This window comes from Pseudomonas sp. IzPS59 (genome assembly GCF_014863505.1).
GTDB lineage: Bacteria > Pseudomonadota > Gammaproteobacteria > Pseudomonadales > Pseudomonadaceae > Aquipseudomonas > Aquipseudomonas kribbensis.
The window spans coordinates 1,612,733-1,637,129 of record NZ_CP062251.1; the positions used below are offsets into that span (position 1 = coordinate 1,612,733).

Below are 24,397 nucleotides of genomic sequence, written 5' to 3' on the forward strand. Positions count from 1 at the left end.
CGACAACGCCCTACGATAAAAAAAGACAAAAGCTACAGGAGTGTTCACCGTGAGCCGCCTGCTATTGAACTGTGACATCGGCGAGAGCTTCGGCAGCTGGACCATGGGTCTGGACGCGGAAGTCATGCCCTTCATCGATTGCGCCAACATTGCCTGTGGTTTCCACGCTGGTGACCCGAGCATCATGCGCAAGACCGTCAGCCTGGCCCTGAGCCACGGCGTACAGATAGGTGCGCATCCCGCCTATCAGGATCTGGTGGGTTTCGGCCGGCGCTCCATGGCGTACACCGCCCAGGAACTGCAGGACATCCTGCATTATCAGATCGGCGCCCTCGACGGTATTTGCCGTGCCCAGGGTGGCAAAGTCAGTTACGTCAAACCCCACGGCGCGATGTACAACGACATGATGGCCAACCCCGCGCAGTTGCGGGCAGTGATCCAGGCCGTCGCGGCCTACGACCGCAGCTTGCCGCTGATGCTGATGGCCACCCGCGACAACACGGCCGCGCAACAGCTCGGCGACGAATACGGCGTGACCCTGTGGTTCGAAGCCTTCGCCGACCGTGCCTACGACAGCGCCGGCCGACTGGTCTCGCGGCAACTGCCGGGCGCGGTGCATCACGATGCCGAAACCATCATCGGGCAAGCGCTGACCATCGCCCGGGGTGACAACCTCACCGCCAGCGACGGCAGCGCGCTGCACCTGCAAGCCAACACCTTGTGCGTACACGGCGACAACGCCAGTTCGGTTGCGGCCGTGCAGCGCATTCGTCAGGCCTTGAACGAGCAGAGCGCGCCATGAATCCGCGGGTCGAAGTGGTGGCACTGGATTGCCTGATGCTGCGCCTGTTCGATGAAATCGCCGAAGCCAACATGCCGTGGATGCTCGCCGCCAGCGAGCGGTTGCGCACAGTGTTTGGCGCGCATCTGATCGATCTGGTGCCGTCGTACACCACGTTGATGGTGCATTACGACCTGACCGAATTGAGTCCGGGTCAGGCTCGGGAATTGATTGCCGAAGCCTTGATCGACCTGTCGCCGAATGCGCGAACCGGCGGCCAGTGTCATGTGCTGCCGGTGTGGTACGACCTTAGCGTCGGACCGGAATTGAGCCTGTTGTCGCAGCGCAGCGGGCTGGCGGTGGAAGACGTGATCCGCCGCCACAGTGCCCGGGAATATCAGGTATTCGCCTTGGGTTTTGCGCCGGGTTTCGCTTTCATGGGTCTGGTGGAAGAGGTCCTGGCGGCACCGCGTCTGAATACACCACGCAAGAAAGTCGCCGCCGGCAGCGTCGGCATCGCAGAACGGCAAACTGCAGCGTATCCGGTGGTGTCCCCCGGCGGCTGGAACCTGATCGGCCGCACGCCGGCAAAACTGTTCGACCGTGAACGCGATGGCTACAGCCTCATGCAGCCCGGCGATACCGTGCGTTTCGAAGCGGTGAACCATGCAGAATTCATCAACCTCGGCGGTGATGACACCCCTCTGGAGGCGTTGTCATGAGCCGACTGACGATTGAAGCGAGCACGCCGCTGTGTCTGTTGCAGGACGCCGGGCGGTTTGGCGTGCGCCATCTGGGTGTGACCCAGGGCGGGGCGGCGGACTGGCGGTCGATGGCCTGGGCCAACTGGTTGCTGGGCAATGGCCTGGATTTGCCGGTGATCGAAATCACCCTCGGCGGGTTTGCGGTGGTGGCGCAAGAGGATTGTCTGCTGGCGCTGGCCGGTGCCGACCTGGGCGCACAGATCGACGGTGAGGCGTTGGCACCGTGGCGCAGTTTCAAGTTGTGCAAAGGGCAGACCTTGAGGTTCACCCAGCCATTGCTGGGGGCTCGGGCCTATCTGGCGGCGCCCGGCGGTTTCAACGCGCCGAAAGTGTTGGGTAGCAGTGCCACGGTGGTACGCGAGGAGCTTGGCGGTCTTGATGGATTCGGCTTGCCATTGAGCAAGGGCGCAAGCCTGAGTTATCAGGGCGAAACCCTGTTGGTGCGTGAGGTCCCGGCACAGCATCGACCGGATCTGCGCCTCGACGCGCCGCTGGATCTGGTGCTGGGCGCGCAGATTGGTCAGTTCAGCGGGCAGAGCCTGTTCGATGCCTTCAACAGTACCTGGACGCTGGACAGTCGCGCCGATCGCATGGGCATTCGGCTGCTGGGGACTGCGTTGCAGTATCAGGGCCAGCCGATGATTTCCGAGGGCATTCCGCTGGGCGCGGTGCAGGTGCCGCCGGACGGGCAGCCGATCGTGTTGCTCAATGATCGGCAGACCATTGGCGGGTATCCGCGATTGGGCGCGTTGACGCCGTTGGCGCTGGCGCGACTGGCACAGTGTCTTCCGGGGGCGAAGGTCAGATTGCGCCCGGTGGTGCAGGACGTCGCGCACCGGGAGCATATCGAGTATCTGAAGCGCTTTTGATCGTTCCCCCGCCGCTGGCGGGGGAACCATTGCGGATTACTTGGAAAGAAACCGCATCCCTTCTTCGAGCCCGCGCAGGGTCAGCGGATACATCTGATCCTCGATCAAATCCCGCACGATATTGGTCGACGAGGTGTAGCCCCACGTATCTTTCGGATATGGGTTGATCCAGATGAGCTTCTTGTACTTCTCCATGAAGCGCTGCATCCAAACATAACCCGGCTCTTCGTTCCAGTGCTCGACGCTGCCGCCGGCCTGGGTGATTTCATAAGGCGCCATCGCGGCGTCACCGATGAAAATCACTTTGTAGTCGGCACCGTACTTGTGCAGCAGATCCTGGGTCGAGGTGCGCTCGGAAGTGCGGCGCATGTTGTTCTTCCACACCGATTCATAAATGAAGTTGTGGAAGTAGAAGTACTCCAGATGCTTGAACTCGGTCTTGCAGGCCGAGAACAGTTCCTCACAGATCTTCACGTGGGCGTCCATCGAGCCGCCGATGTCGAACAGCAGCAACAGCTTCACCGTGTTGCGCCGTTCCGGGCGCATCTGGATGTTCAGCAGGCCGGCGTCCTTGGCGGTGTGGTCGATGGTCCCGTCGATATCCAGCTCTTCCGCCGCGCCCTGGCGCGCGAATTTGCGCAGGCGGCGCAGGGCGACCTTGATGTTGCGGGTGCCCAGTTCCACGGAGTCGTCGAGGTTCTTGTACTCGCGCTGATCCCAGACTTTCACCGCTTTGCCCTGGCGCTTGCCGGCGTCGCCGACCCGGATGCCTTCCGGGTTGAAGCCGCCGGAGCCGAACGGGCTGGTACCGCCGGTACCGATCCACTTGTTGCCGCCGGCGTGACGTTCCTTCTGTTCTTCCAGGCGTTTCTTGAACTCTTCGATCAGCTTGTCCAGCCCGCCGAGGGACTGGATCTGCGCGCGTTCCTCATCAGTCAGCGAACGCTCGAATTCCTTGCGCAGCCAGTCTTCGGGGATCAGCGCCTGCAAATGATCGTCGAGCTTTTCCAGGCCATTGAAGTAGGCGCCGAACGCCCGGTCGAACTTGTCGAAATGCCGTTCGTCCTTCACCAGGATCGCCCGGGACAAGTAGTAGAACTCGTCCATGTCGGCGAAGGTCACGCGCTGTTTCAGCGCGTTGATCAGGTCGAGCAGCTCGCGCACCGAGACCGGCACCTTGGCTGCACGCATTTCATTGAACAGGTTGAGCAACATGGCGTCAGCCTCTTAGCGGGTGCCGCGACGGCTCATGAACGCCAGACGTTCCAGCAGTTGCACGTCCTGTTCATTCTTCACCAGCGCACCGGCCAGCGGCGGAATGGCCTTGGTCGGATCGCGTTCGCGCAGCACCGCTTCGCCGATGTTGTCGGCCATCAGCAGTTTCAGCCAGTCCACCAGTTCCGAGGTCGATGGCTTCTTCTTCAGGCCCGGCACCTTGCGCACGTCGAAGAACACGTCCAGCGCTTCGCTGACCAGGTCTTTCTTGATGTCCGGGTAGTGCACGTCGACGATTTTCTGCAGGGTGTTGCGATCGGGGAAGGCGATGTAGTGGAAGAAGCAGCGGCGCAGGAAGGCGTCCGGCAGCTCTTTCTCGTTGTTGGAGGTAATGATGATGATCGGACGCTTCTTGGCCTTGATCGTCTCGTCGATCTCGTAAACGTAGAACTCCATCTTGTCGAGTTCTTGCAGCAGATCGTTGGGGAACTCGATGTCGGCCTTGTCGATTTCGTCGATCAGCAGGATGACGCGTTCTTCGGACTCGAACGCTTCCCAGAGCTTGCCCTTCTTCAGGTAGTTGCGCACGTCGTGGACTTTTTCATTGCCCAGTTGCGAATCGCGCAGGCGGCTGACCGCATCGTACTCGTACAGGCCCTGATGGGCCTTGGTGGTGGATTTGATGTGCCAGGTGATCAGCTTGGCGCCGAACGATTCGGCCAGTTGCTCGGCGAGCATGGTCTTGCCGGTGCCCGGTTCGCCCTTGACCAGCAGCGGCCGCTCCAGGGTGATGGCGGCGTTGACCGCCAGCTTCAGGTCATCGGTGGCGACGTAGGCCTGGGTGCCTTCGAACTTCATCTGCTAATCCTCGAACGGTAACGCCGACCTGAACGGGCAGGGCGGGGGCGAAATAATCGGATGCCCGACTATAACGCGCGGCCCGGTCGACTGTGAACGCAGACGGCTTATTCAGTCTCTGAATGGGGCGTCACATGTTGACTCAGTTTCGGCGCAAAGCCAGCATTCAGCGATCATCGGTTTGGAAGTAGCCTGCTGAACATCTCTGAAAGAGGATCGGAACCGATGCTACCCAGGAAACGCCCTCGTTTATCGTCTGTAGAACCTTTGGCGGATTTTTGTCTGGCGCTGACCTTTGTTGATGGTCAGCAGTTGTGTGTCGATTTGAGCCAGGATCTTCAAAGGTATTCGGGCCTCAAGCCATTACTTGATCCAGAGGTGTTCTGCGCAGTAACCCTCGGAGATGAGGGTTGGACCGTGGAATGGCTGGATCCGGATATTCAGCTCGGCGCAGATACCTTGTATCTGGATGCGCTCGCGCAAATACCTAGCCCGCATCCGGCTTCGGCCGTTCATACCGGGCATTGAATGCCTGGATGAATCCATTGCGCAAAATCTGTAAAAACGCTTCGAATGCGCTGATATCTTGCTGATGGACGCTGCCGCTGAGTTCAACCTTGGTTGCGAACTGGTTTTTGGCCTGATTTTTCAGCACGGTTTCAGTACCGCCGACCAGTGCCTCCCAGACTGAGCGGAAGATGCTTTTGTTCTTGTTTTCCACGTCCTGCTGCCAGTTGAACACTTCAACGTCGCGCAGCAACGGCTTGATATAGCCGGTGAGCTGGGCCTTTTTGGCCTGGGCCTCGATGACCACGTCGCCGTGGCCGGCGTTGAAGTCGAATTTGCCGTAGGCCGAGGCGAAGTCGTTCATGCGCTTGAGTTCGAGGTCGCGGGCCCGCAGGCGGAACTCGAAGTCTTCGAAGTTGCTTAGCGGGTCGAATGTGGCGGAGGTTTCCAGTGGTGCCTGACCGAGCAGCAGGGCCTTGCCTTCGAAGCGGGCATCGCGTTTGCCCTTGGTGTCCACGACGTTGGTCAGGTTGTAAATACTGGCCTCGACGTTGGTGGCATTCATGTTCACGGGCGGTTTGGAGTTGAAGTTGCGGAAGCTGATACGGCCGTCGTGGATCTGCACTTCATCGAGGGTGATCGGCAGCAGCTTGCCCAGTTGCGCGCGCCAGTCGGTGCCCTTACCGGTCTGGGAATTCTGCTTGTTGGCACCGCCATCGACGAAGTTGACTTCAGGTTTGAAGAACTTCACCTGGGCCACCACCGCATGGTCGTACCACAGTGAATGCCAACTGACGGACAAGTCGATCAACGGAGCGTTGACGAACGGCACCGGGACCTTGCCGTCGACCTTGACGATTTTCAAGCCGTTGATCTTGTAGGCGCCACGCCACAGAGCCAGATCGACATCGGTGATCTGGCCACGGTAGTCGCCCATGTTGGCCAGCTTGTCATTCAGGTAGTCGCGCACGACGTAGGGCAGGGCGATATGCAGGGCGATCAGCAGTACAACGACAGTGGCGAGGATCCACAACGGCCAGCGGTAGCGACGCTTCATGGCGGAAATTCCCGAACGATGTAAAGCGATTGACTGCCGGCGGTTGCAGACGTTCGACCCGACTGGACTGGCAGGAGCAACAGGCTTACCTTGGAGAGCTGAATTCAACGCTGCACAAGGACCCAGCCATGAGCCGTATTTTTGCTGACAACGCCCATTCCATCGGCAATACGCCGCTGGTACAGATCAATCGCATTGCGCCCCGTGGCGTGACCATTCTGGCCAAGATCGAAGGTCGCAACCCGGGTTACTCGGTGAAATGCCGGATCGGCGCGAACATGATCTGGGACGCCGAAAGCAGCGGAAAACTCAAGCCGGGCATGACCATCGTCGAGCCGACTTCGGGCAATACCGGCATCGGCCTGGCCTTCGTGGCGGCCGCTCGTGGTTACAAACTGATGCTGACCATGCCTGCCTCGATGAGCATCGAACGGCGCAAGGTGCTCAAGGCATTGGGCGCTGAGCTGGTGCTGACCGAGCCAGCCAAGGGCATGAAAGGCGCAATCGAAAAGGCTGCCGAGATCGTTGCCGGCGACCCGGGCAAATACTTCATGCCGGCCCAGTTCGACAACCCGGCCAACCCGGCCATCCACGAAAAAACCACCGGCCCGGAAATCTGGAATGACACCGACGGCGCCATCGACGTGCTGGTGGCGGGCGTGGGTACCGGCGGAACCATCACCGGCGTATCGCGGTATATCAAGAATACGGCGGGCAAACCGATCATCTCGGTGGCGGTGGAGCCGGTGTCTTCGCCGGTGATCACCCAGGCGCTGGCCGGTGAAGAGATCAAGCCGAGCCCGCACAAGATTCAGGGCATTGGCGCCGGTTTTGTGCCGAAGAACCTGGATTTGTCGATGGTGGATCGGGTCGAGCGCGTAACCGACGAGGAGTCCAAGGTCATGGCGCTGCGTCTGATGCAGGAAGAAGGGATTCTGTGCGGAATCTCCTGCGGTGCGGCGATGGCTGTCGCGGTGCGCCTGGCGGAAACCCCGGAAATGCAGGGCAAGACCATCGTGGTGGTACTTCCGGACTCCGGTGAGCGTTATCTGTCGAGCATGTTGTTCAGCGATCTGTTCACCGATCAGGAGAATCAGCAGTAAGCGTCCCGTTGATTCAGATCAGCCAGGGTTCAGGCTCGTTATGTTAATTAGTGCTTTGTTGCGCAATTCTTAACACTGAATCTTGGGTCGGGCGGGTTTTTCCCGGAGCCGGTAGTGTTTATCATGGCCGGCCGCCATGTCGGGTAAATGACATTGGGTGGCGTTGTCTTTTTTCAAGGAGTCGTTGATGACCTTTTCGTTGGCCGCCAAGGTGTTGGTGTTGCTGCTGTTCGTGAGCAGCATCCTCTACGTGCATTTGCGCGGCAAGGCGCGTTTGCCGGTGCTGCGCCAGTTCGTCAACCATTCGGCGCTGTTCGCTCCGTACAACGCCTTGATGTACCTGTTTTCCGGTGTGCCGTCCAAACCGTACCTGGACCGCAGCAAGTTTCCGGAACTGGACGTGCTGCGCGACAACTGGGAAACCATCCGCGACGAGGCGATGCACCTGTTCGACGAGGGCTATATTCGCGCTGCCGAGAAGAACAACGACGCCGGTTTCGGCTCGTTCTTCAAGAAGGGCTGGAAGCGTTTCTACCTCAAGTGGTACGACAAACCGCTGCCTTCGGCCGAAACCCTGTGCCCGAAAACCGTGGCACTGGTGAGTGCCATCCCCAACGTCAAGGGCGCGATGTTCGCGCTGTTGCCGGGTGGCAGCCATTTGAACCCGCACCGTGATCCGTTCGCCGGTTCCCTGCGTTATCACCTGGGGCTGTCGACGCCGAACTCCGACGATTGCCGGATCTTCGTCGACGGTCAGGTCTACGCCTGGCGTGACGGTGAAGACGTGATGTTCGACGAGACTTACGTGCACTGGGTCAAGAACGAAACCGAACAGACCCGCGTCATCCTGTTCTGCGACGTCGAGCGTCCGCTGAGCAACCGCCTCATGACCCGCATCAACCGCTCCATCAGCGCCTGGCTGGGCCGCGCCACCGCACCGCAGAACCTCGACGACGAGCGCGTCGGCGGGATCAACCAGGCCTATGCCTGGACCAAGAACTTCAGCGACCGGTTCAGCGGCGTGGTCAAGCAGTGGAAGCGCCGCAATCCAAAGGCCTACCGTGTGATGCGGCCAGTGCTGGCGGTGGTGGTGTTGACGTTGCTGGGGTATTGGCTTTTTGGTTGAGGCTGGATGCAGGCAATAAAAAACCGCTCGTTTGAGCGGTTTTTTTTGCTTTCTGAATCAGGGACGGCCAGCCAGCAAGCTTGGCTCATCGATATCGGTACCGGTTGCAATGATCTGTAAGAGCTGCCGTTGACTGGCTGTCAGTACCGTCGGATCAGAGTCACACTTCATTGCGTGCGCTTTTTTCTTTCTGGGGGATTTTTTTATTTCTTTGCGCATGTTCCCACCTTGGTTGATCAATATTTGAGCGCTTTTCACAATACTAGCCTCCCTACTGTTTTGACAAGGCGACCCTCGCTATCCAAACCGAAGCCGAGTTGTTCGTAAATGGGTATTGCTCCCTGGAATGGCTCTTGAGCTTCGATCAAACTGCTTCCAATGATGCGGGCGTATTGCTCGATAGCCAGAACGGATAACGGTGCAACACGGTTCTTCAACGGATGGGGTTCTCTTGGCCGTCCCTCAAGACGTACGATTCGAATGCGTCGTCGACTTTTATTCGGGTTGGCAAAACACAGTCCGCACAGTTCAGATTCAAACCAGATTGCGATGTCGAAAGCGAGAGGTTCGCGTGCTTTCCATCCAATGACGTCTACCCATGAAAAATGCGGGTTCTCCCAACATTCAAAGGCACTCAGCGCCAAAGAGTCGATAGGTTCGAAACGTACTTTCGACAGGTCAAGAGTTGTGGGGCCTGCCATCTCCAGGTCAATCTGGAGTTGAGTTGTGGCAATGCTGGCAAGCTTCCTGGCTTGCGATTTGTACAACTGATACCGCAGATGATTCCGTTCCCTTGGCATGTGATCTCGCGCATTCCATATCCCCTATCGATGGTCGTTGCAATTGCTAGGAGCCTATGCGCCTGCTCTCAGCCTGTCGCTAGCGGCCCTTTGCCCAACTCATTGCAATCCATGTCGCAGGCTGGTTATAGTCGGCGCTCGTGAGTTCTACGGCTCACCTTTCAACCCTTCAAGAAAGATCAGCCCAGATGCCTGCATCCCTCATCAACGCGGTAGTCGATTCAGCGGTCAACGCTGGCGTCGTGCCGTGCGGGAATCAGCAGCCTGTGCAGATCAGCCATTACCCTCCACCTGTCAGTAGCACGCCGGTGTGCGCAGTCGTATCACCGCCGGGCGTTGGCGTTTCGGGCTGATCAGCATCTTCTGCTGACCCCTGTGCCCGCCTGAAAAAACCTACTGAATTTCAGCTTCGGCTGAGTTGGCTATTTGCCTGACTACAGGTGGTATTCATGTTTGTCCTTTCGAAAAAGTCCGCGCTCGCGGCGGCGTCCACGAGCCTGTTCGTTCTGCTGTGGAGTAGCGGGGCGATCTTCTCCAAATGGGGGCTGGCTCACGCTTCGCCCTTTGCCTTTCTGCTGATCCGTTTTGTGATTGCCCTGTGCGGGCTGGTGCTGCTGGTGCCGTTGCTCAGGCTGAAACTGCCCAAGGGCGGCCGGCCGATGCTGTATGCGATGGCTACCGGGGTGGTGCTGTTGGGCGCTTATCAGATCTTCTATCTGCTGGCGCTGGACCTGAAGGTCACCCCCGGGGTGATGGCGACCATCATGGGCGTGCAACCGATCCTCACCGTGGTGATCATGGAGCGCCAACGCTCTGCGAGCCGGATCTTCGGTCTGGCGCTGGGGCTGGCCGGTCTGATCATGGTGGTTTACCAGGGCATCGGCCTGGCCGGGATGTCGCTGGCGGGAATGCTGTTCGGCCTGCTGGCGCTGGCGAGCATGACGTTCGGCTCGATCATGCAGAAACGCATCACCGACAATCCCCTTGGCACGCTGCCGGTGCAGTATCTGGCAGGACTGTTGCTGTGCGGGATCTTCGTGCCGTTCCAGCCGTTCCACTTCGAGCACAGCGCCGGATTCATCGTGCCAGTGTTGTGGATGGGACTGGTGGTTTCCGTGCTGGCAACGTTGCTGCTGTATCGACTGATCGCCCGGGGCAATCTGGTGAATGTCACCAGCCTGTTCTATCTGGTGCCGGCCGTGACGGCGGTGATGGACTATTTGATCTTCGGCAACCGCCTGGCCGTGTTGAGCGTGCTGGGGATGCTGTTGATCATCATCGGTTTGGTATTCGTGTTCCGTAAATCGGAATAACAGCCGCACATAAAAAAGGCCCGGGAGGAAACTCCCGGGCCTTTTTGCATCTGCCGATCAGCGAGTCGCGACTTCTGCCGGTTTCACCGCCGCCGGCTTCAATACCAGCCACAACGCAATCGCGATCAACACCCCGCCATACACATGGGCCATCGACAGCGGTTCGTCGAGAAACAGCGCGCCCCACAACACGCCGAACGGCGGGATCATGAAGGTCACCGTCATCGATTTCACCGGCCCGATGGAACTCAGCAGGCGGAAGTAGATGATGTAGGCAAACGCGGTACAGCCCAGACCCAGGCCCAACAGCGACAGCCAGACATTCCAGCCGCCCCAGCTCACAGGTGGCTGGGTAATGACGCTGTAGCCGAACAGCGGCAACAGGAACAGCGTCGCACCGAGCATGCTGCCCAGCGCCGAAAGTCGACTGTCGAGCCCGCCGGCCTGATCCAGCCAGCGCCGGGCGAGGAAACCGGCGAAGCCGTAGCAGGTCGTTGCGAGCAGACAGGCGACAGCGCCCATCAACAGCGGCAGGTCGAACGCGACCGGGCCGGCGCGGGTCAGCACACCCACGCCGAGCAGGCCAAGGAAAACCCCGGCAAGCTTCGCCGCCGTGAGTCTTTCACTGAAAAACAGCCCGCCGATCAACACGCCCATCAGCGGCGTGGTGGCATTGAAGATGGCGGAGTACCCGGCCGGCAGCACCTGGGCGGCGACGGAATACAGGGTGGCCGGAACGCCGGAGTTGATCACCCCCAGCATCATTACGGTCTTGAGTTTGCCTTTGAAATCCCAGCTGATACGCATCAGACCGAGGATCACCAGCAAACCGACCGCCGCGATCGAGACCCGGAAAAATCCGGTCGGAACGGTGCCGATCGCGGGGGCGATGATGCGCATGAACAGGAAGCTCGCACCCCAGATCGCAGCCAGCGACAACATGCGGAAAATATCGACAGGGCTCACGGGTAACTCCTTCCTTGATGGGGACGAGAGTGTTGCCGAGCGCCCTGACGATGGCAACCGCTAATCGGGCATTTAATTTCCCCGTCAGAGCACGAAGCGCGTCACCAGACCGTTGAGGTCTACGGCCAGGCGCGACAGTTCCTGACTGGCGGCAGAGGTCTGGGTCGCGCCGGCGGCGGTCTGGGTCGACAGATCGCGGATGGTCACCAGGTTTTCATCGACTTCCCGGGCCACCAGCGCCTGTTGTTCGGCGGCGCTGGCGATCACCAGATTGCGCTGGTTGATCTGCGAAATCGACGCGGTGATTTTCTCCAGTGCATGGCCGGCGCTGTTGGCCCGGCGCAAGGTCTGGCTGGCCTGTTCGGCGCTGCTTTGCAACGCGCCGACCGTGGCACCGGTGCCTTGCTGGATGCTGCTGATCATCAGCTCGATTTCTTCTGTGGAGTTCTGCGTGCGCTGGGCCAGCGAACGGACCTCGTCGGCAACGACTGCAAAGCCACGTCCTGCCTCACCGGCCCGCGCCGCTTCAATGGCGGCGTTGAGCGCCAGCAGGTTGGTCTGGCCGGCGATGCCGCGAATCACTTCCAGCACCTTGCTGATGTCCTGGGCCTGGGTCGCCAGGCCTTCGGCCTGTTCGGACGCACCGAGCACCGCGCTCACCAGTTCCTGAATCGAACTGATGGTCTCGCTGACCTGCACATGCCCGTGCTTGCTGTCCTCGTTCGAGGCTTCGGACGCTTCGGCGCTGGACACCGCGTTGGCCGCGACTTCATCCACCGCCGTGCTCATCTCGGTGACGGCCGTGGCGGCCTGTTCGATCTGGTCGTTCTGCTGCTGCAGGCCACGGGTGCTTTGCTCCATCACCGAACTCATTTCTTCAGCGGCGGAGGCCAGTTGCTGGGCCGACTCGCTGATACCGCGAATGGTCGAGCGCAGATTGCCCTGCATCTCGGCCAGTGCCGTGAGCAACTGCGCCGCTTCATCGCGGCCCTCGCTGTCGATGCGGCCGCTGAGATCACCGGAGGCAATCCGCCGGGCCACGTTCAACGCCTGATTGATCGGCGCGGTGATGCTGCGGGTCAGCAGCCAGGCCAGCAGCAAGGTGGCAATCAGGGCGATGACGATGATTGTCGCGACGATCCACAGTGACTGCTGATAGGTCGCGGCAGCGGATTTTGCGGCGGCATCGGCGCCTTGCTGATTGAGGGTGATCATTTGCTCCAGGGTCTTGTCGAGCACGCTGCCCTGAGGCGCCAGTTCAGTGGTCAGCCGCGTGTAGGCCTGATCGTTCTGCCCGGCGTCGATCTGTTTGATGATCTGGTCAAGGATGCTCAGGTACTTGGCGGTGTCGGCTCCCAGACCTTCCAGCATCGCCCGTTCCTGATCGTTGGCGAGCAGGGCTTTGTGATCGTCAAGGCGCTTGAGCAACTCCTGACGCTGCGCCGTGAGAATGCCTTTGCTGCGTTCGCGCACAGCGGCCTGGGTACTGGTGATCAGGCGCAGGGATTCGAGGCGGATGCTGGCGATGTTCGCGGCTGCGTCATGGATGCTTTCGATGCTGGGCATCCACGATTCTTCGATCACCGCTGCGCTTTCACGCAGGGCCTTCATCTGGCCCAGACCGAACAGGCCCACCACCATCAGCAGGCTGGCCAGAACGGCAAAACTCAAACTGGCGCGCAACCCTATGCGCAGATTCCGGATAGACATCAATGTGCTCCTTGAACGTTGAGAAAGAGGGCGTCCTCGTGGGCCGAGGATCTTGTTGTGAGGCGGGTGATGGCGGGCTGTATATCAAAGTGCCATCACCTTGGTAAGGTCACTCAGCAATCAAGGTCACGGACGATGGACAGGAATGCGCAGGTGGGGCAAAGCCGCGGAATAGAGATGTCACGGTTTGATTGGATCCGAAACCCAGAGAATTCGCGGGCTGGCGCCGAACGGCGGGAACGACCGGTTGATGTGTTTGCTGACCGAACGGTCGATTAAAAAAACTTTGATAAAAACTGTGTCGCTGTACAACGCCGTCGCGGATTTGGCAGAAATTACGCTTCTCCTGTCCCCGGTTCCGTGGCTAAGCTCAGGCCTTCGAGCACAGATTCTTCAATTCCCGCAGAGGTCTCATCTATGCCGCAGCAATGGCCTGCCACCGACATCGCCCGCATGATCCTCGATGGCTTTGACGATTACCGCGAGCATTTCCGGCGGATCACCGATGGCGCCCGGGAGCGTTTCGAACAGGCGCGCTGGCAGGACACGCAAACCGCGTCGGCGGCGCGGATCAACCTCTACGAAGACAAGGTCGGCGAAACCGTCGCGCGCCTGCGTGAGCATTTCGAGGCGGACACGCTGATGGAGGTCAGTTGCTGGCCGCTGGTGAAAAGCGCCTACATCAGCATCATCGACCTGCGCTTCGACGATGAGCTCTCCGAGACCTGGTACAACTCGATTTTCTGCGGCCTGTTCAGCCACGATCTGATCAGCGATGGCTGCATGTTCATCCACACCACCCGGCCAAGCCTGCGCCGCGCCCGGGCTGCGCAAACCCGTACCTACAAGCCGCAAGGACAGTTGTCGGGCATGCTCGCGAGCATCTTTGCCGATTACCGTTTCAGTGAGGATTACGCCGATCTGCCCCGGGATCTGCAGCGTCTGGAAGCACAACTGCGCGAGAACCTGCCGGACTGGGTGTGCAAGGACCCGGAACTGAGCGTCGAGCTGTTTTCCTCGGTGCTGTACCGCAACAAGGGCGCCTATCTTGTCGGACGCATCTACACCAACGACGATCAGTGGCCGCTGGTGATTCCGCTGCTGCATCGCGAGGGGCGGGGGATTCAGATCGACGCGCTGATCACCGACGAAGCCGATGTGTCGATCATCTTCTCGTTCACCCGTTCGTATTTCATGGTGGATGTGCCGGTGCCGGCGGAATTCATCGGCTTTCTCAAGCGCATCCTGCCGGGCAAGCACATTGCCGAGTTGTACACCTCGATCGGTTTCTACAAGCACGGCAAATCCGAGTTCTACCGCGCGCTGATCAACCACCTGGCCAATACCGACGACCAGTTCATCATGGCCCCGGGCGTGCGCGGCATGGTCATGAGCGTGTTCACGCTGCCGGGCTTCAACACCGTGTTCAAGATCATCAAGGACCGTTTCTCACCGTCGAAAAACGTCGACCGCGCCACAGTGATCGAGAAGTATCGACTGGTAAAAAGCGTCGACCGCGTCGGGCGCATGGCCGATACCCAGGAGTTCGCCGATTTCCGTTTTCCCCTGAGCAAGTTCGATCCGGCGTGTCTGGCGGAGTTGCTGGAAGTCGCGCCGTCCACGGTGTCGCTGGAAGGCGAAACCGTGCTGATCCGCCACTGCTGGACCGAACGCCGGATGACCCCGCTGAACCTGTATCTGGACAACGCCAACGAAGCCCAGGTACGCGAAGCGCTGGAGGATTACGGTTTGGCGATCAAGCAACTGGCAGCGGCCAACATCTTCCCCGGCGACATGCTGCTGAAGAACTTCGGCGTCACCCGCCATGGCCGGGTGGTGTTCTACGACTACGACGAAATCTGCTTTCTCACCGAGGCCAACTTCCGCCATATCCCGCCACCGCGCACGCCGGAAGATGAAATGGCCTCTGAGCCTTGGTATTCGATCGGGCCGCTGGACGTGTTCCCCGAGGAATTTCCGCCGTTTCTGTTTGCCGATGCGGCGCAGCGCAAACTGTTCGATCAGTTGCATGGCGAGCTGTACAACGCCGATTACTGGAAGGGGTTGCAGGAGGCGATTCGGGCCGGAAAGGTTATCGATGTCTTCCCGTATCGGCGCAAGGGCCTCGATAACGAATAAAGCCACCACAAGCAGCAAGCTACAGGCCCGGCTTTCAACTTGCGGCTTGTAGCTTGGCGCTTGTAGCTGCTTTTCTGCGACAATCGCGTCCTTGCGCCACTAGACGACCGAATTGCGTACCCGATGACCGACGAATCGCCCTCCATCGACAAACTGCTGAAAAACCTCGATCACGCCATGCTCGCCGACCGCCACCGGCTGCGGCGGCAGTTGCTTGAGCTGCGCAAGAAACCCGACGAGGCCAAGCTGGCCCAGTGGGTGGCGCGCATGCAGGCGTCCTGCGATCAGGTGCTGGCGCGCAAGGCCAGCCTGCCGGTGATCCGTTACGACGACAGCCTGCCGATTGCGGCCAAGCGTGACGAAATCAAGAAGGCCCTGGAAAAGCACCAGGTGCTGATCATCGCCGGCGAAACCGGCTCGGGTAAAACCACGCAGTTGCCGAAAATCTGCCTGGAAATCGGTCGCGGCCAGCATGGTCTGATCGGCCACACCCAGCCTCGCCGAATCGCGGCACGCAGTGTGGCCAGCCGGGTCGCCGAAGAACTCGGTACGCCGCTGGGCGCGCTTGTCGGTTATCAGGTGCGCTTCGAAGATCAAAGCGATGCCAACACCCTGATCAAACTGATGACCGACGGCATCCTGCTGGCGGAAACCCAGAACGACCGCTACCTCGAACGCTACGACACGATCATCGTCGACGAAGCCCACGAACGCAGTCTCAATATCGACTTCCTGCTGGGTTACCTGAAAACCCTGCTGCCGCGTCGTCCGGACCTGAAAGTCATCATCACCTCGGCGACCATCGATCTGGAGCGTTTCTCCAAGCATTTTGATGATGCGCCGATTGTCGAGGTGTCCGGCCGCACTTTCCCGGTGGAAACCTGGTATCGCCCGCTGACGCTTGAGCAGGACGAAGAGGGCAACCGCGTCGAAGACGACCTGACCGTGGATCAGGCGATCCTCGCTACCCTCGATGAAATCGCCGCTTACGAGCGCAGCGAGCGCCGCAGCCCCGGCGATGTGCTGGTGTTCCTGCCCGGCGAGCGTGAGATTCGTGACGCTGCCGACATGCTGCGTAAAGCCCAGCTCAAACACACTGAAATCCTGCCGTTGTACGCGCGCCTGTCGCCGGCCGAGCAGCAGCGGATTTTCCAGTCCCACCCGGGCCGTCGTGTGGTGTTGGCGACCAACGTTGCCGAAACCTCGCTGACCGTGCCGGGCATTCGTTACGTGATCGACAGCGGCACTGCGCGCATCAGCCGCTACAGCTACCGCGCCAAGGTGCAGCGGCTGCCGATCGAAGCGATTTCCCAGGCCAGCGCCAACCAGCGTAAAGGTCGCTGCGGCCGGGTCGAGCCGGGTATCTGCGTGCGCCTCTACAGCGAAGAGGATTTCCTCGGTCGCCCGGAATTCACCGATCCGGAAATCCTGCGTACCAACCTCGCAGCAGTTATTTTGCAGATGCTGCATCTGCGCCTCGGCGAGATCACCGCGTTCCCGTTCATCGAGCCGCCGGACGGCAAGGCGATCAGCGACGGTTTCAATCTGCTGCAAGAGCTGTCGGCGGTGGATCGCAACAGTCAGCTGACCCCGCTCGGTCGCCAATTGGCGCGCCTGCCGGTGGATCCGCGCATGGGCCGCATGCTGCTGGAAGCGGCGAAACTCGGCAGCTTGCAGGAAGTGCTGATTGTCGCCAGTGCCATGTCGATTCAGGATCCGCGCGAGCGTCCGCCGGAGCGTCAGCAAGCCGCCGATCAGGCCCATGCGCAGTGGAAGGACGCCGATTCGGACTTCGCGGCGCTGGTCAATCTGTGGCGTGGCTTCGAAGAACAGCGCCAGGCGTTGACTGCCAACCCCCTGCGCAACTGGTGCCGCAAGAATTTCCTCAACTACCTGCGCTTGCGCGAATGGCGTGATTCCCATCGCCAGTTGAGCCTGATCTGCCGCGACTTGCAGTTGAGCCTGAACAAAGAGCCGGCGGATTATCCGAAGCTGCACAAGGCTGTGCTGGTCGGTCTGCTCAGTCAGATCGGTCAGAAAACCGAGGACGGCGACTATCTTGGCGCCCGTCAGCGGCGGTTCTGGATTCACCCGTCGTCGGGCATCGGCAAGAAGCGCCCGCAGTGGGTGATGACCGCCGAACTGGTGGAAACCACCAAGCTCTACGCGCGGATGGTGGCGAAGATCGACGCCGACTGGATCGAACCGCTGGCCGGGCATCTGATCAAGAAGAACCACTTCGAACCGCACTGGGAGAAGAAGCGCGGCCAAGTCGTCGCCTTCGAACAGATCACCCTGTTCGGCCTGATCGTGGTCGGTCGTCGACCGGTGCATTACGGGCCGGTTGATCCTGTGGTTTCGCGGGAACTGTTCATCCGCGAAGGCCTGGTGCGTGGCGAGATTCAGTCCCGGGCCAAGTGCCTGACTGCCAACAAGCAACTGCTGGAACAACTCGACGAACTGGAAGCCAAGGCCCGTCGACGGGACATTCTGGCCGACGAGGAAACCCTCTACGCGTTCTACGATGCGCGACTGCCGGCGGAGATCCACCAGACCGCGACGTTCGACAGCTGGTATCGGGTCAACAGCCAGAAAGACCCGCAACTGCTGATCATGCGCGAGGAAGACGTGCTGGCCCGCGAAGCCAGCGAAGTCACCGCCCAGCATTACCCGGACACCCTGCACATCGGCGATCTGGAACTGGCGCTGAGTTACCACTTCGAACCCAATCACCCGCGCGACGGCGTGACCCTGCGTGTGCCGGCGCCGCTGTTGCCGATGCTGCCGCCGGAGCGCCTGGAATGGCTGGTGCCGGGGCTGATCGAGGCCAAGTGCATCGCGCTGGTGCGCAACCTGCCGAAGGCCCTGCGCAAGAACTTTGTGCCGGTGCCGGACTTCATCAAGGCTGCCCTGCAACGCATGACGTTCGCCGAGGGGTCGTTGCCGCAAGCGCTGGGCCGCGAACTGCTGCGCATGACCGGTGCGCGGGTCAGTGATGAGGCCTGGGCTGAAGCGGCGCAGCAAGTCGAAAGCCATCTGCGGATGAACCTGGAAATCGTCGACGGCCAGGGCAAGTTCCTCGGCGAAGGGCGGGATCTGGCGGAGTTGACGGCGCGTTTCGCCGAAGCCAGTCAGGCCGCATTGGCCGTGCCGCAAAGTGCCAAGAGTCAGCAACCGGTGGAGGCCAAGGTCTTCGCGCCGGTGGCGGAAAAGACTCAGCAGAAGATTGCCGGGCTGTCGATGACGGTCTATCCGGCGCTGGTGGAAGAGGGCGGCACGGTCAAGGAAGGGCGCTTCTCGACCCCGGCCGAAGCCGAGTTCCAGCACCGCCGCGCCTTGCAGCGTCTGCTGATGCAGCAACTGGCCGAACCGGCCAAATTCCTGCGCGGCAAGCTGCCGGGCCTGACCGAACTGGGCCTGCTGTACCGCGAACTGGGCCGGGTCGATGCGCTGGTCGAAGACATTCTGCTGGCGAGCCTCGACAGCTGCATTCTTGATGGCGAAGACCCGTTGCCTCGCGACGGCGCAGGGCTGGCGGCACTGGCCGAGCGCAAGCGTGGCAGCTGGACCGAGCATGCGGAGCGCGTGGCGCGTCTGACCCTGGAAATCCTCAAGCTCTGGCACGGTCTGCAAAAACGCTTCAAGGGCAAGATCGACCTGGCTCAGGCGGTGGCGCTTAACGACATCAAGCAGCAGCTCAGTCATCTGGTGTATCCGGGTTTCGTCCGAGAAACGCCGATGCTCTGGCTCAAGGAGTTGCCGCGCTATCTGAAGGCCGTCGAGCAACGTTTCGAGAAGCTTGGCGCGCAGGTGCAGAAGGATCGGGTCTGGAGCGGCGAGCTCGCCGGGCTCTGGACGCAATACCAGACACGCGCGGCCAAGCATGCGCAGGAAGGCAAGCGCGATCCGCAGCTTGAGCTGTATCGCTGGTGGCTGGAGGAGTACCGGGTGTCGCTGTTCGCCCAGCAGTTGGGGACGAAAGTGCCGATCTCCGACAAGCGCCTGAACAAACAGTGGACGCAGGTCGAGGCCTGACCTCCGATCCTGCAAAAGGCGCCAAATGCCAAGGTTTATGGCAAACTTCGCGCCTATAAACGCCGGCCCCGCGGTTTTGAGCCTTGTCAGCCGCGGGCGAGGTCGGAATAAAGCGATGCCAGGTTTTTGCGTCCCCTCTATGGGAATAGACCCTTTGCGTGTTGGCACGTCGGTGCCAGCACTTTCTGCCTGAACAGATTAGAGAAACGACCATGCATAACGTCGTCATCAGCGGCACCGGCCTGTACACCCCGGCCAACAGCATCTCCAACGAAGAGCTGGTGCAGTCTTTCAATACCTACGTCGCGCAGTTCAACGCGGACAACGCTGACGCCATCGCCAGCGGCGAGATCCAGGCCCTGACCGAATCCAGCGCCGCGTTCATCGAAAAAGCCTCGGGCATCAAGAGCCGCTTTGTCATGGACAAGGATGGCATCCTGGATCCGCAACGCATGGCACCACGCCTGCCGGAGCGTTCCAACGACGAATGGTCGGTGCTCTGCCAGATGGCCATCGGCGCTGCCGAACAAGCCCTGCAGCGCGCCGGCAAGACCGCTGCCGACATCGACGGTGTGATCGTCGCCTGCTCCAACCTGCAGCGCGCCTATCCGGCCATCGCCATCGAAGTCCAGGAAGCACTGGGCATCCAGGGTTTCGGTTTCGACATGAACGTTGCCTGCTCGTCGGCGACCTTCGGCATCCAGCAAGCCGCCAACACCGTGCAACTGGGCCAGGCCCGGGCGATCCTGATGGTCAACCCGGAAGTCTGCACCGGTCACCTGAACTTCCGTGACCGCGACAGCCACTTCATCTTCGGTGACGCCGCCACCGCCGTCGTCATCGAACGGGCCGATACGGCAACGTCGAAGCACCAGTTCGACGTGGTCAGCACCAAACTGCTGACCAAGTTCTCCAACAACATCCGCAACAACTTCGGCTTCCTCAACCGCGCAGCGGAAGAGGGCATCGGTGCCCGCGACAAACTGTTCGTGCAGGAAGGCCGCAAGGTGTTCAAGGACGTATGCCCGATGGTGGCCGAGCTGATCGGTGAGCACCTGGAAGAGAACAAGCTCAACGTCGGTGACGTGAAGCGCTTCTGGCTGCACCAGGCCAACCTGAGCATGAACCACCTGATCGTGCGCAAGCTGCTGGGCCGCGAAGCGACCGAAGAAGAAGCCCCGGTGATTCTCGACACCTACGCCAACACCAGCTCCGCCGGTTCCGTGATCGCGTTCCACAAGTATCAGGACGATCTGGCGGCCGGTTCGCTGGCGGTGCTGAGTTCGTTCGGTGCCGGTTATTCGATTGGTAGCGTGATTCTGCGCAAGCGCTGAGTCCGTGTTAAAAGATCGCAGTCTGCACGCTCCTTCGGGAAACGCTGCAGGCTGCGATTTTTTTTGCCCGCGAGGTATCGATGGCTGCAACGGATGACTCTCAATTGCTCGAACGCCTGCTGGCCGGTGAGCAAAAGGCTTTCAAGGAACTGGTCACCACCTACCAGAGCGCCATGCGCGCGGTGGCCTATGCGATTGTCGGCCAGCGCCACGTCGAAGAAGTGGTGCAGGACGCCTGGCTGTCGGTGGTGCGCCATATCGGCAGTTTCGAAGGGCGCTCCAGTCTCAAGACCTGGTTGCTGACCATCACCGCCAACTCGGCCAAGGGCCGTTACAAGCAGAATCGCCGCGAAGTGCTGATGGATGATCTGCCGGCTCCCCACGGCACCATCGACGACGACCGCTTTTCTCCCGGCGACGGCCACTGGTTGGTGGCGCCGTTCGCCTGGCATCAGGACACGCCCGAAGCGCTGCTGACCGAAAATGAACTGCGCGAATGCCTGGAGCACACGTTGCTCAGCCTGTCAGAACTGCAAAGCAGTGTGCTGTTGCTGCGCGAGCGTCAGGGCCTGGAGCTGGAAGAGATCTGTAATCTTCTGGAGATCTCGCTCTCCAATGTCCGTGTGCTGCTGCATCGTGCGCGGCTGAAAGTCTTCGCCACCGTGGAGCATTTCGAGGAGACCGGCGAATGCTGACCTGTAAAGAACAAGTGGCGCGCTCCAGCGATTATCTCGATGGCCAGTTGAGCTTTCGCGAGAAGCTGATGGTGCGTCATCACCTGATGTTCTGCCGAAATTGCCGGCGCTTCATCCGCCAGATGCGTTTGATGCAGGCGACATTGCGGGTGATGCCGGAGAAACCGGAGGAGGGTGTGGATGCGTTGGCCGAGCGGCTGGCGGCGCAGCGCCGCAAAGACAATTCCTGAGGCAAAAAAACAGCCCGGCGTAACAGCAGCGAACGGATGATGGGGATCGCTGCTGCTGCGCCGGGCTGTAGGATAACTTCAGCTTGAAGCTTCAAGCTTCAAGCGAGGCATTCACTTGAAGCTTGCCGCTTGTGACTGCTGTTTTAGAACTTGGCTTCAGCATCCAGTTGCAGGGTGTTGATGTCGGAGTCGGTCTTCTTCAGGCTGGCGTTGGTGTAGTCCGAGTTAGCCATGAAGTAGGTGGCGCCGAGGGTGAAGTTCTTGTCCAGCTCGTAGCTCACTTTCAGCTTGCTGCCGCGGGAACCGGTGTAGCCGTTGGCGAAGTCGGAGTCGGTGAAGGCACCCACCACCGCGTTACGCTGTACGTCGCGGTAGTTGTAATCGATACCGAAGCCGTAAACCTTGGTCTTCACGCCGGCCAGCCAGCCAGTGTCCTGGTCGTTGCTGGCATCGTTGTTGTTCACGTATTGACCGTAGATCGACAGCGGAACCGGCAGGTTGGCGATGTCCAGCTGACCGAAGCCTTCGTACAGTTTGAAGGTTTCGTTCGGGCTGTTGCCGTTGACGGCCAGGGCGCATGGCGCAGTAACGGTGCCGCTGGTAGGGCAGGCGCTGTCCTTGTCGTTGTCGTAGGAGTAGATGCTGCCGCCCAGGGTCAGTTTCAGGCTGTCGGTCAGCGCGAAGCGACCGCCCAGCTGGCCAGCGTACAGACGCAGGTCGTGCTTGAACTGCACGCCTTCGCCGTCGACGTTGTCCTTGAGGGTGTAGTGACCGGCGCTACCGAACAGTTCGGCGCTGCCGTTCAGCGGGTACTTGTAGGTGACGGCCAGGCCTTCCGGGTTGATGTCGCTGTCCCAGATGATGTCGCCCATGCTCACCCAAGGCTGGTTCATTTTACCGGCGATCAGGTGCAGGTTCTTGACCGCGTCAGGGTGGTAGTCGACGTAGCCCAGGTCGAGCCAGATCTGCTTCTTGTCGAAGTAGTTGTTCAGGTCCTGGTTGGTGGAGCGGGCGTCATCGCTGCTGCCGGTGGCGATACGGATACCGGTATCAACCTGCGGGTTGATTTCGGTGTAGGCACCCAGACGGGCACGAATGCGCTGACGGTCCTGGTCCTTGGCGTTCGGTACGCCATCGTTCTTCACGGTTTCCTGACGGAAACGTACGTCGCCCTTGAACTGGGTCTTGGCAGCCCAGGCCAGCTTCTGGTCGAAGCTGCTCAGCTCGTTGGTTTTCTTCGCGGTTGCCGCGATTTGCTCGTTGGTCTCTTGCTGCGCCTGCTGCGCGATTTGCTGGGCCTTCTGATCCTGGGCCAGTTCGGTTTGCAGTTCTACGTACTGCGCCTGGGTGATGGAACCGTTAGCCTTGAGCATGTCGAGCAGTTTGGCGTCGACTGCGGCACTGGCCGGAACACTCATGGCCAGCAACAGGCCACCGCACAGGGCCGCCGCAGTTTTCGTGGAAGCAAGACGCATAGCAATCTCCGAAGATGAGAGGGATGGCTGAACCATCCTGGGCACAACCGACGATTTGAACGTCGGAAAACTGTGTCCGGGTAGAACCCGGCGCTCTAAAAACAGGCGCCAGTATCGCGATGGTTTATGACAGAGCAGTGGCACGGTGATGGCAGGTTGATGACGATACAAAACTTGCGTGAACTATTGATCTAGAGCGCTGTCGCGCAATCGGACGTGGGCAAGACCGGGCCGATCAGCGATACTCGCGAGGCTTTCAGGGCCAAAAGTGGAGAGGAAAATGCCGTTGCAGCGCCTGCAAAAACTGTCGGAAATCGAACCGGCACTCTGGGATGCACTGGTGCCGGACAACCAGCCGTTTCTGCGCCATGCCTTCCTCGGCGCGCTGGAAGACAGCGGCAGTGTCGGCCCGCACACCGGCTGGCAGGCGGAGCATTTGCTGCATGTCGAAGACGGCCGTCTGATTGCGGCGCTGCCCGGTTATCGCAAGTGGCATTCCTACGGCGAATACGTCTTCGATCACGGTTGGGCCGATGCCTGCGCCCGTGCCGGCATCGATTACTACCCCAAGTTTTTGAGTGCGGTGCCGTTCAGCCCGGTTACCGGGCCGCGCCTGTTGGCGGCGAACGTCGAGGATGGATTCGAACTGCTCAAGAGCCTGCCGGGTTACCTGGAGATCGAAGAACTCTCCGGTGCCCACATCAACTTCACCGATGCCTTCACCGATGCCGCAATGGCCGAGCAGCCGGGCTGGCTGCAACGCATCGGCTGTCAGTACCACTGGCAGAATCGCGGTTATCGCGACTTCCAGGACTTTCTCGACGTGCTCAGTTCGCGCAAGCGCAAGCAGATGCGCAAGGAGCGCGAGCAAGTGGCGGGGCAGGGCTTCGAATTCGAATGGCTGGAAGGGCGAGAGCTGGATGAGGCGCAGTGGGATTTTGTCTACGCCTGCTACGCCAACACTTATGCGGTGCGTCGTCAGGCACCGTACCTGACGCGGGAGTTCTTCAGTCTGCTGGCCGAGCGCATGCCGGAATCGATTCGTGTCGTATTGGCCAAACAGGGCTCAAGGCCGGTGGCGATGGCGTTCAGTCTGGTGGGCGGCGACAGTTTCTACGGGCGTTACTGGGGATGTCTGGCCGAGTACGACCGGCTGCATTTCGAAACCTGTTTCTACCAGGGCATGGACTACGCGATTGCCCAGGGTTACCAGCGTTTCGACGCCGGCGCCCAGGGCGAGCACAAACTGATTCGCGGCTTTGAACCGGTGATCACTCACTCCTGGCATTACCTGCGCCATCCCGGCCTGAAAGCTGCCGTGAAGGATTTTCTTCAGCAGGAACGCGCCGGTGTACTGGCTTACGCGGAAGAGGCGAGGAACGCCTTGCCGTATCGGCAAGCCTGATCCTCGCCGCTGCCT

21 protein-coding genes are annotated in these 24,397 nt (G+C 60.3%); 13 read left to right on the forward strand and 8 right to left on the reverse strand.

The window, feature by feature from the left end; all coding sequences use genetic code 11:
* The first annotated feature begins 49 nt into the window (after positions 1 to 49).
* From IF189_RS07305 to IF189_RS07315, 3 genes are read left to right on the forward strand one after another with little or no spacing between them, the layout of a single operon-like run.
* Positions 50 to 802, forward strand: a complete 753-nt coding sequence (locus IF189_RS07305) for a 5-oxoprolinase subunit PxpA (RefSeq protein ID WP_134825806.1) — start codon at positions 50 to 52, stop codon at positions 800 to 802.
* A complete protein-coding gene (locus IF189_RS07310) occupies positions 799 to 1,503 on the forward strand; it encodes a 5-oxoprolinase subunit B family protein (protein ID WP_192553063.1) in 705 nt (234 codons plus the stop codon). Before IF189_RS07305 ends, IF189_RS07310 begins: the two co-directional genes overlap by 4 nt.
* A complete protein-coding gene (locus tag IF189_RS07315; RefSeq protein WP_192553064.1) occupies positions 1,500 to 2,414 on the forward strand; it encodes a biotin-dependent carboxyltransferase family protein in 915 nt (304 codons plus the stop codon). The genes IF189_RS07310 and IF189_RS07315 overlap by 4 nt, the downstream gene beginning before the upstream one ends.
* 36 nt (positions 2,415 to 2,450) lie before the next feature.
* Here the strand turns inward: IF189_RS07315 and IF189_RS07320 are convergent, their stop codons facing one another.
* Positions 2,451 to 3,629, reverse strand: coding sequence for a vWA domain-containing protein (locus tag IF189_RS07320; protein ID WP_007956512.1), 1,179 nt, complete (start codon positions 3,627 to 3,629; stop codon positions 2,451 to 2,453).
* A gap of 12 nt (positions 3,630 to 3,641) precedes the next feature.
* Entirely contained in the window at positions 3,642 to 4,487 is an 846-nt protein-coding gene (locus tag IF189_RS07325; RefSeq protein WP_085710298.1) for an AAA family ATPase, read from the reverse strand.
* A 225-nt stretch (positions 4,488 to 4,712) separates the two neighbouring features.
* Between IF189_RS07325 and IF189_RS07330 the strand changes: the two genes are divergently transcribed.
* A complete protein-coding gene (locus tag IF189_RS07330) occupies positions 4,713 to 5,015 on the forward strand; it encodes a DUF2442 domain-containing protein (RefSeq protein ID WP_192553065.1) in 303 nt (100 codons plus the stop codon).
* Here IF189_RS07330 and IF189_RS07335 read toward each other — a convergent pair.
* Positions 4,975 to 6,051, reverse strand: a complete 1,077-nt coding sequence (locus IF189_RS07335) for a DUF748 domain-containing protein (protein WP_134825809.1) — start codon at positions 6,049 to 6,051, stop codon at positions 4,975 to 4,977. The genes IF189_RS07330 and IF189_RS07335 overlap by 41 nt on opposite strands.
* Positions 6,052 to 6,179: 128 nt before the next feature.
* On the opposite strand from IF189_RS07335, the gene cysK reads away from it, so the two are divergent.
* Both cysK and IF189_RS07345 read left to right on the forward strand, forming a co-directional pair.
* The gene (gene cysK, locus IF189_RS07340; protein WP_192553066.1) at positions 6,180 to 7,154 is read left to right on the forward strand and encodes a cysteine synthase A; all 975 of its coding nucleotides are present in this window, start codon (positions 6,180 to 6,182) and stop codon (positions 7,152 to 7,154) included.
* Positions 7,155 to 7,341: 187 nt separating this feature from the next.
* Complete coding sequence (locus tag IF189_RS07345) at positions 7,342 to 8,280, forward strand: aspartyl/asparaginyl beta-hydroxylase domain-containing protein (protein ID WP_085710304.1); 939 nt, start codon at positions 7,342 to 7,344, stop codon at positions 8,278 to 8,280.
* A gap of 57 nt (positions 8,281 to 8,337) precedes the next feature.
* Here the strand turns inward: IF189_RS07345 and IF189_RS07350 are convergent, their stop codons facing one another.
* The gene (locus tag IF189_RS07350) at positions 8,338 to 8,499 is read right to left on the reverse strand and encodes a hypothetical protein (protein WP_192553067.1); all 162 of its coding nucleotides are present in this window, start codon (positions 8,497 to 8,499) and stop codon (positions 8,338 to 8,340) included.
* A gap of 35 nt (positions 8,500 to 8,534) precedes the next feature.
* Entirely contained in the window at positions 8,535 to 9,080 is a 546-nt protein-coding gene (locus IF189_RS07355) for a hypothetical protein (protein WP_192553068.1), read from the reverse strand.
* Positions 9,081 to 9,529: 449 nt separating this feature from the next.
* Here IF189_RS07355 and IF189_RS07360 point away from each other — a divergent pair, with 449 nt between their 5' ends.
* Positions 9,530 to 10,393: a DMT family transporter gene (locus IF189_RS07360; protein ID WP_192553069.1), complete on the forward strand. Its 864-nt coding sequence runs from the start codon at positions 9,530 to 9,532 to the stop codon at positions 10,391 to 10,393.
* 57 nt (positions 10,394 to 10,450) lie between these two features.
* Here IF189_RS07360 and IF189_RS07365 read toward each other — a convergent pair whose 3' ends face one another.
* Positions 10,451 to 11,359, reverse strand: coding sequence for a DMT family transporter (locus tag IF189_RS07365; RefSeq protein WP_085710308.1), 909 nt, complete (start codon positions 11,357 to 11,359; stop codon positions 10,451 to 10,453).
* Positions 11,360 to 11,443: 84 nt separating this feature from the next.
* Positions 11,444 to 13,069, reverse strand: a complete 1,626-nt coding sequence (locus IF189_RS07370) for a methyl-accepting chemotaxis protein (RefSeq protein WP_192553070.1) — start codon at positions 13,067 to 13,069, stop codon at positions 11,444 to 11,446.
* A 417-nt stretch (positions 13,070 to 13,486) separates the two neighbouring features.
* Here IF189_RS07370 and aceK point away from each other — a divergent pair, with 417 nt between their 5' ends.
* The 5 genes from aceK to IF189_RS07395 all read left to right on the forward strand — a co-directional run bounded on the left by aceK (position 13,487) and on the right by IF189_RS07395 (position 21,502).
* Entirely contained in the window at positions 13,487 to 15,208 is a 1,722-nt protein-coding gene (gene aceK, locus IF189_RS07375; RefSeq protein WP_192553071.1) for a bifunctional isocitrate dehydrogenase kinase/phosphatase, read from the forward strand.
* Positions 15,209 to 15,331: 123 nt separating this feature from the next.
* Positions 15,332 to 19,243 carry an ATP-dependent RNA helicase HrpA gene (gene hrpA, locus IF189_RS07380; RefSeq protein WP_192553072.1) on the forward strand — a complete coding sequence of 1,304 codons (3,912 nt, stop codon included), beginning with the start codon at positions 15,332 to 15,334 and terminating at the stop codon, positions 19,241 to 19,243.
* A 212-nt stretch (positions 19,244 to 19,455) separates the two neighbouring features.
* On the forward strand, positions 19,456 to 20,577 hold the full coding sequence (locus tag IF189_RS07385; protein WP_114881826.1) for a beta-ketoacyl-ACP synthase III: 1,122 nt from the start codon (positions 19,456 to 19,458) through the stop codon (positions 20,575 to 20,577).
* Between the two features lie 80 nt (positions 20,578 to 20,657).
* Complete coding sequence (locus IF189_RS07390; protein ID WP_134825816.1) at positions 20,658 to 21,272, forward strand: RNA polymerase sigma factor; 615 nt, start codon at positions 20,658 to 20,660, stop codon at positions 21,270 to 21,272.
* Positions 21,266 to 21,502 carry an anti-sigma factor family protein gene (locus IF189_RS07395; protein WP_134825817.1) on the forward strand — a complete coding sequence of 79 codons (237 nt, stop codon included), beginning with the start codon at positions 21,266 to 21,268 and terminating at the stop codon, positions 21,500 to 21,502. The genes IF189_RS07390 and IF189_RS07395 overlap by 7 nt, the downstream gene beginning before the upstream one ends.
* A gap of 143 nt (positions 21,503 to 21,645) precedes the next feature.
* Here the strand turns inward: IF189_RS07395 and IF189_RS07400 are convergent, their stop codons facing one another.
* Positions 21,646 to 22,977 (reverse strand): putative porin, encoded by a 1,332-nt coding sequence (locus tag IF189_RS07400; RefSeq protein WP_114881829.1) that lies wholly within the window; start codon positions 22,975 to 22,977, stop codon positions 21,646 to 21,648.
* A 280-nt stretch (positions 22,978 to 23,257) separates the two neighbouring features.
* Between IF189_RS07400 and IF189_RS07405 the strand changes: the two genes are divergently transcribed.
* Positions 23,258 to 24,382: a GNAT family N-acetyltransferase gene (locus IF189_RS07405; RefSeq protein ID WP_134825818.1), complete on the forward strand. Its 1,125-nt coding sequence runs from the start codon at positions 23,258 to 23,260 to the stop codon at positions 24,380 to 24,382.
* Positions 24,383 to 24,397 lie beyond the last annotated feature (15 nt).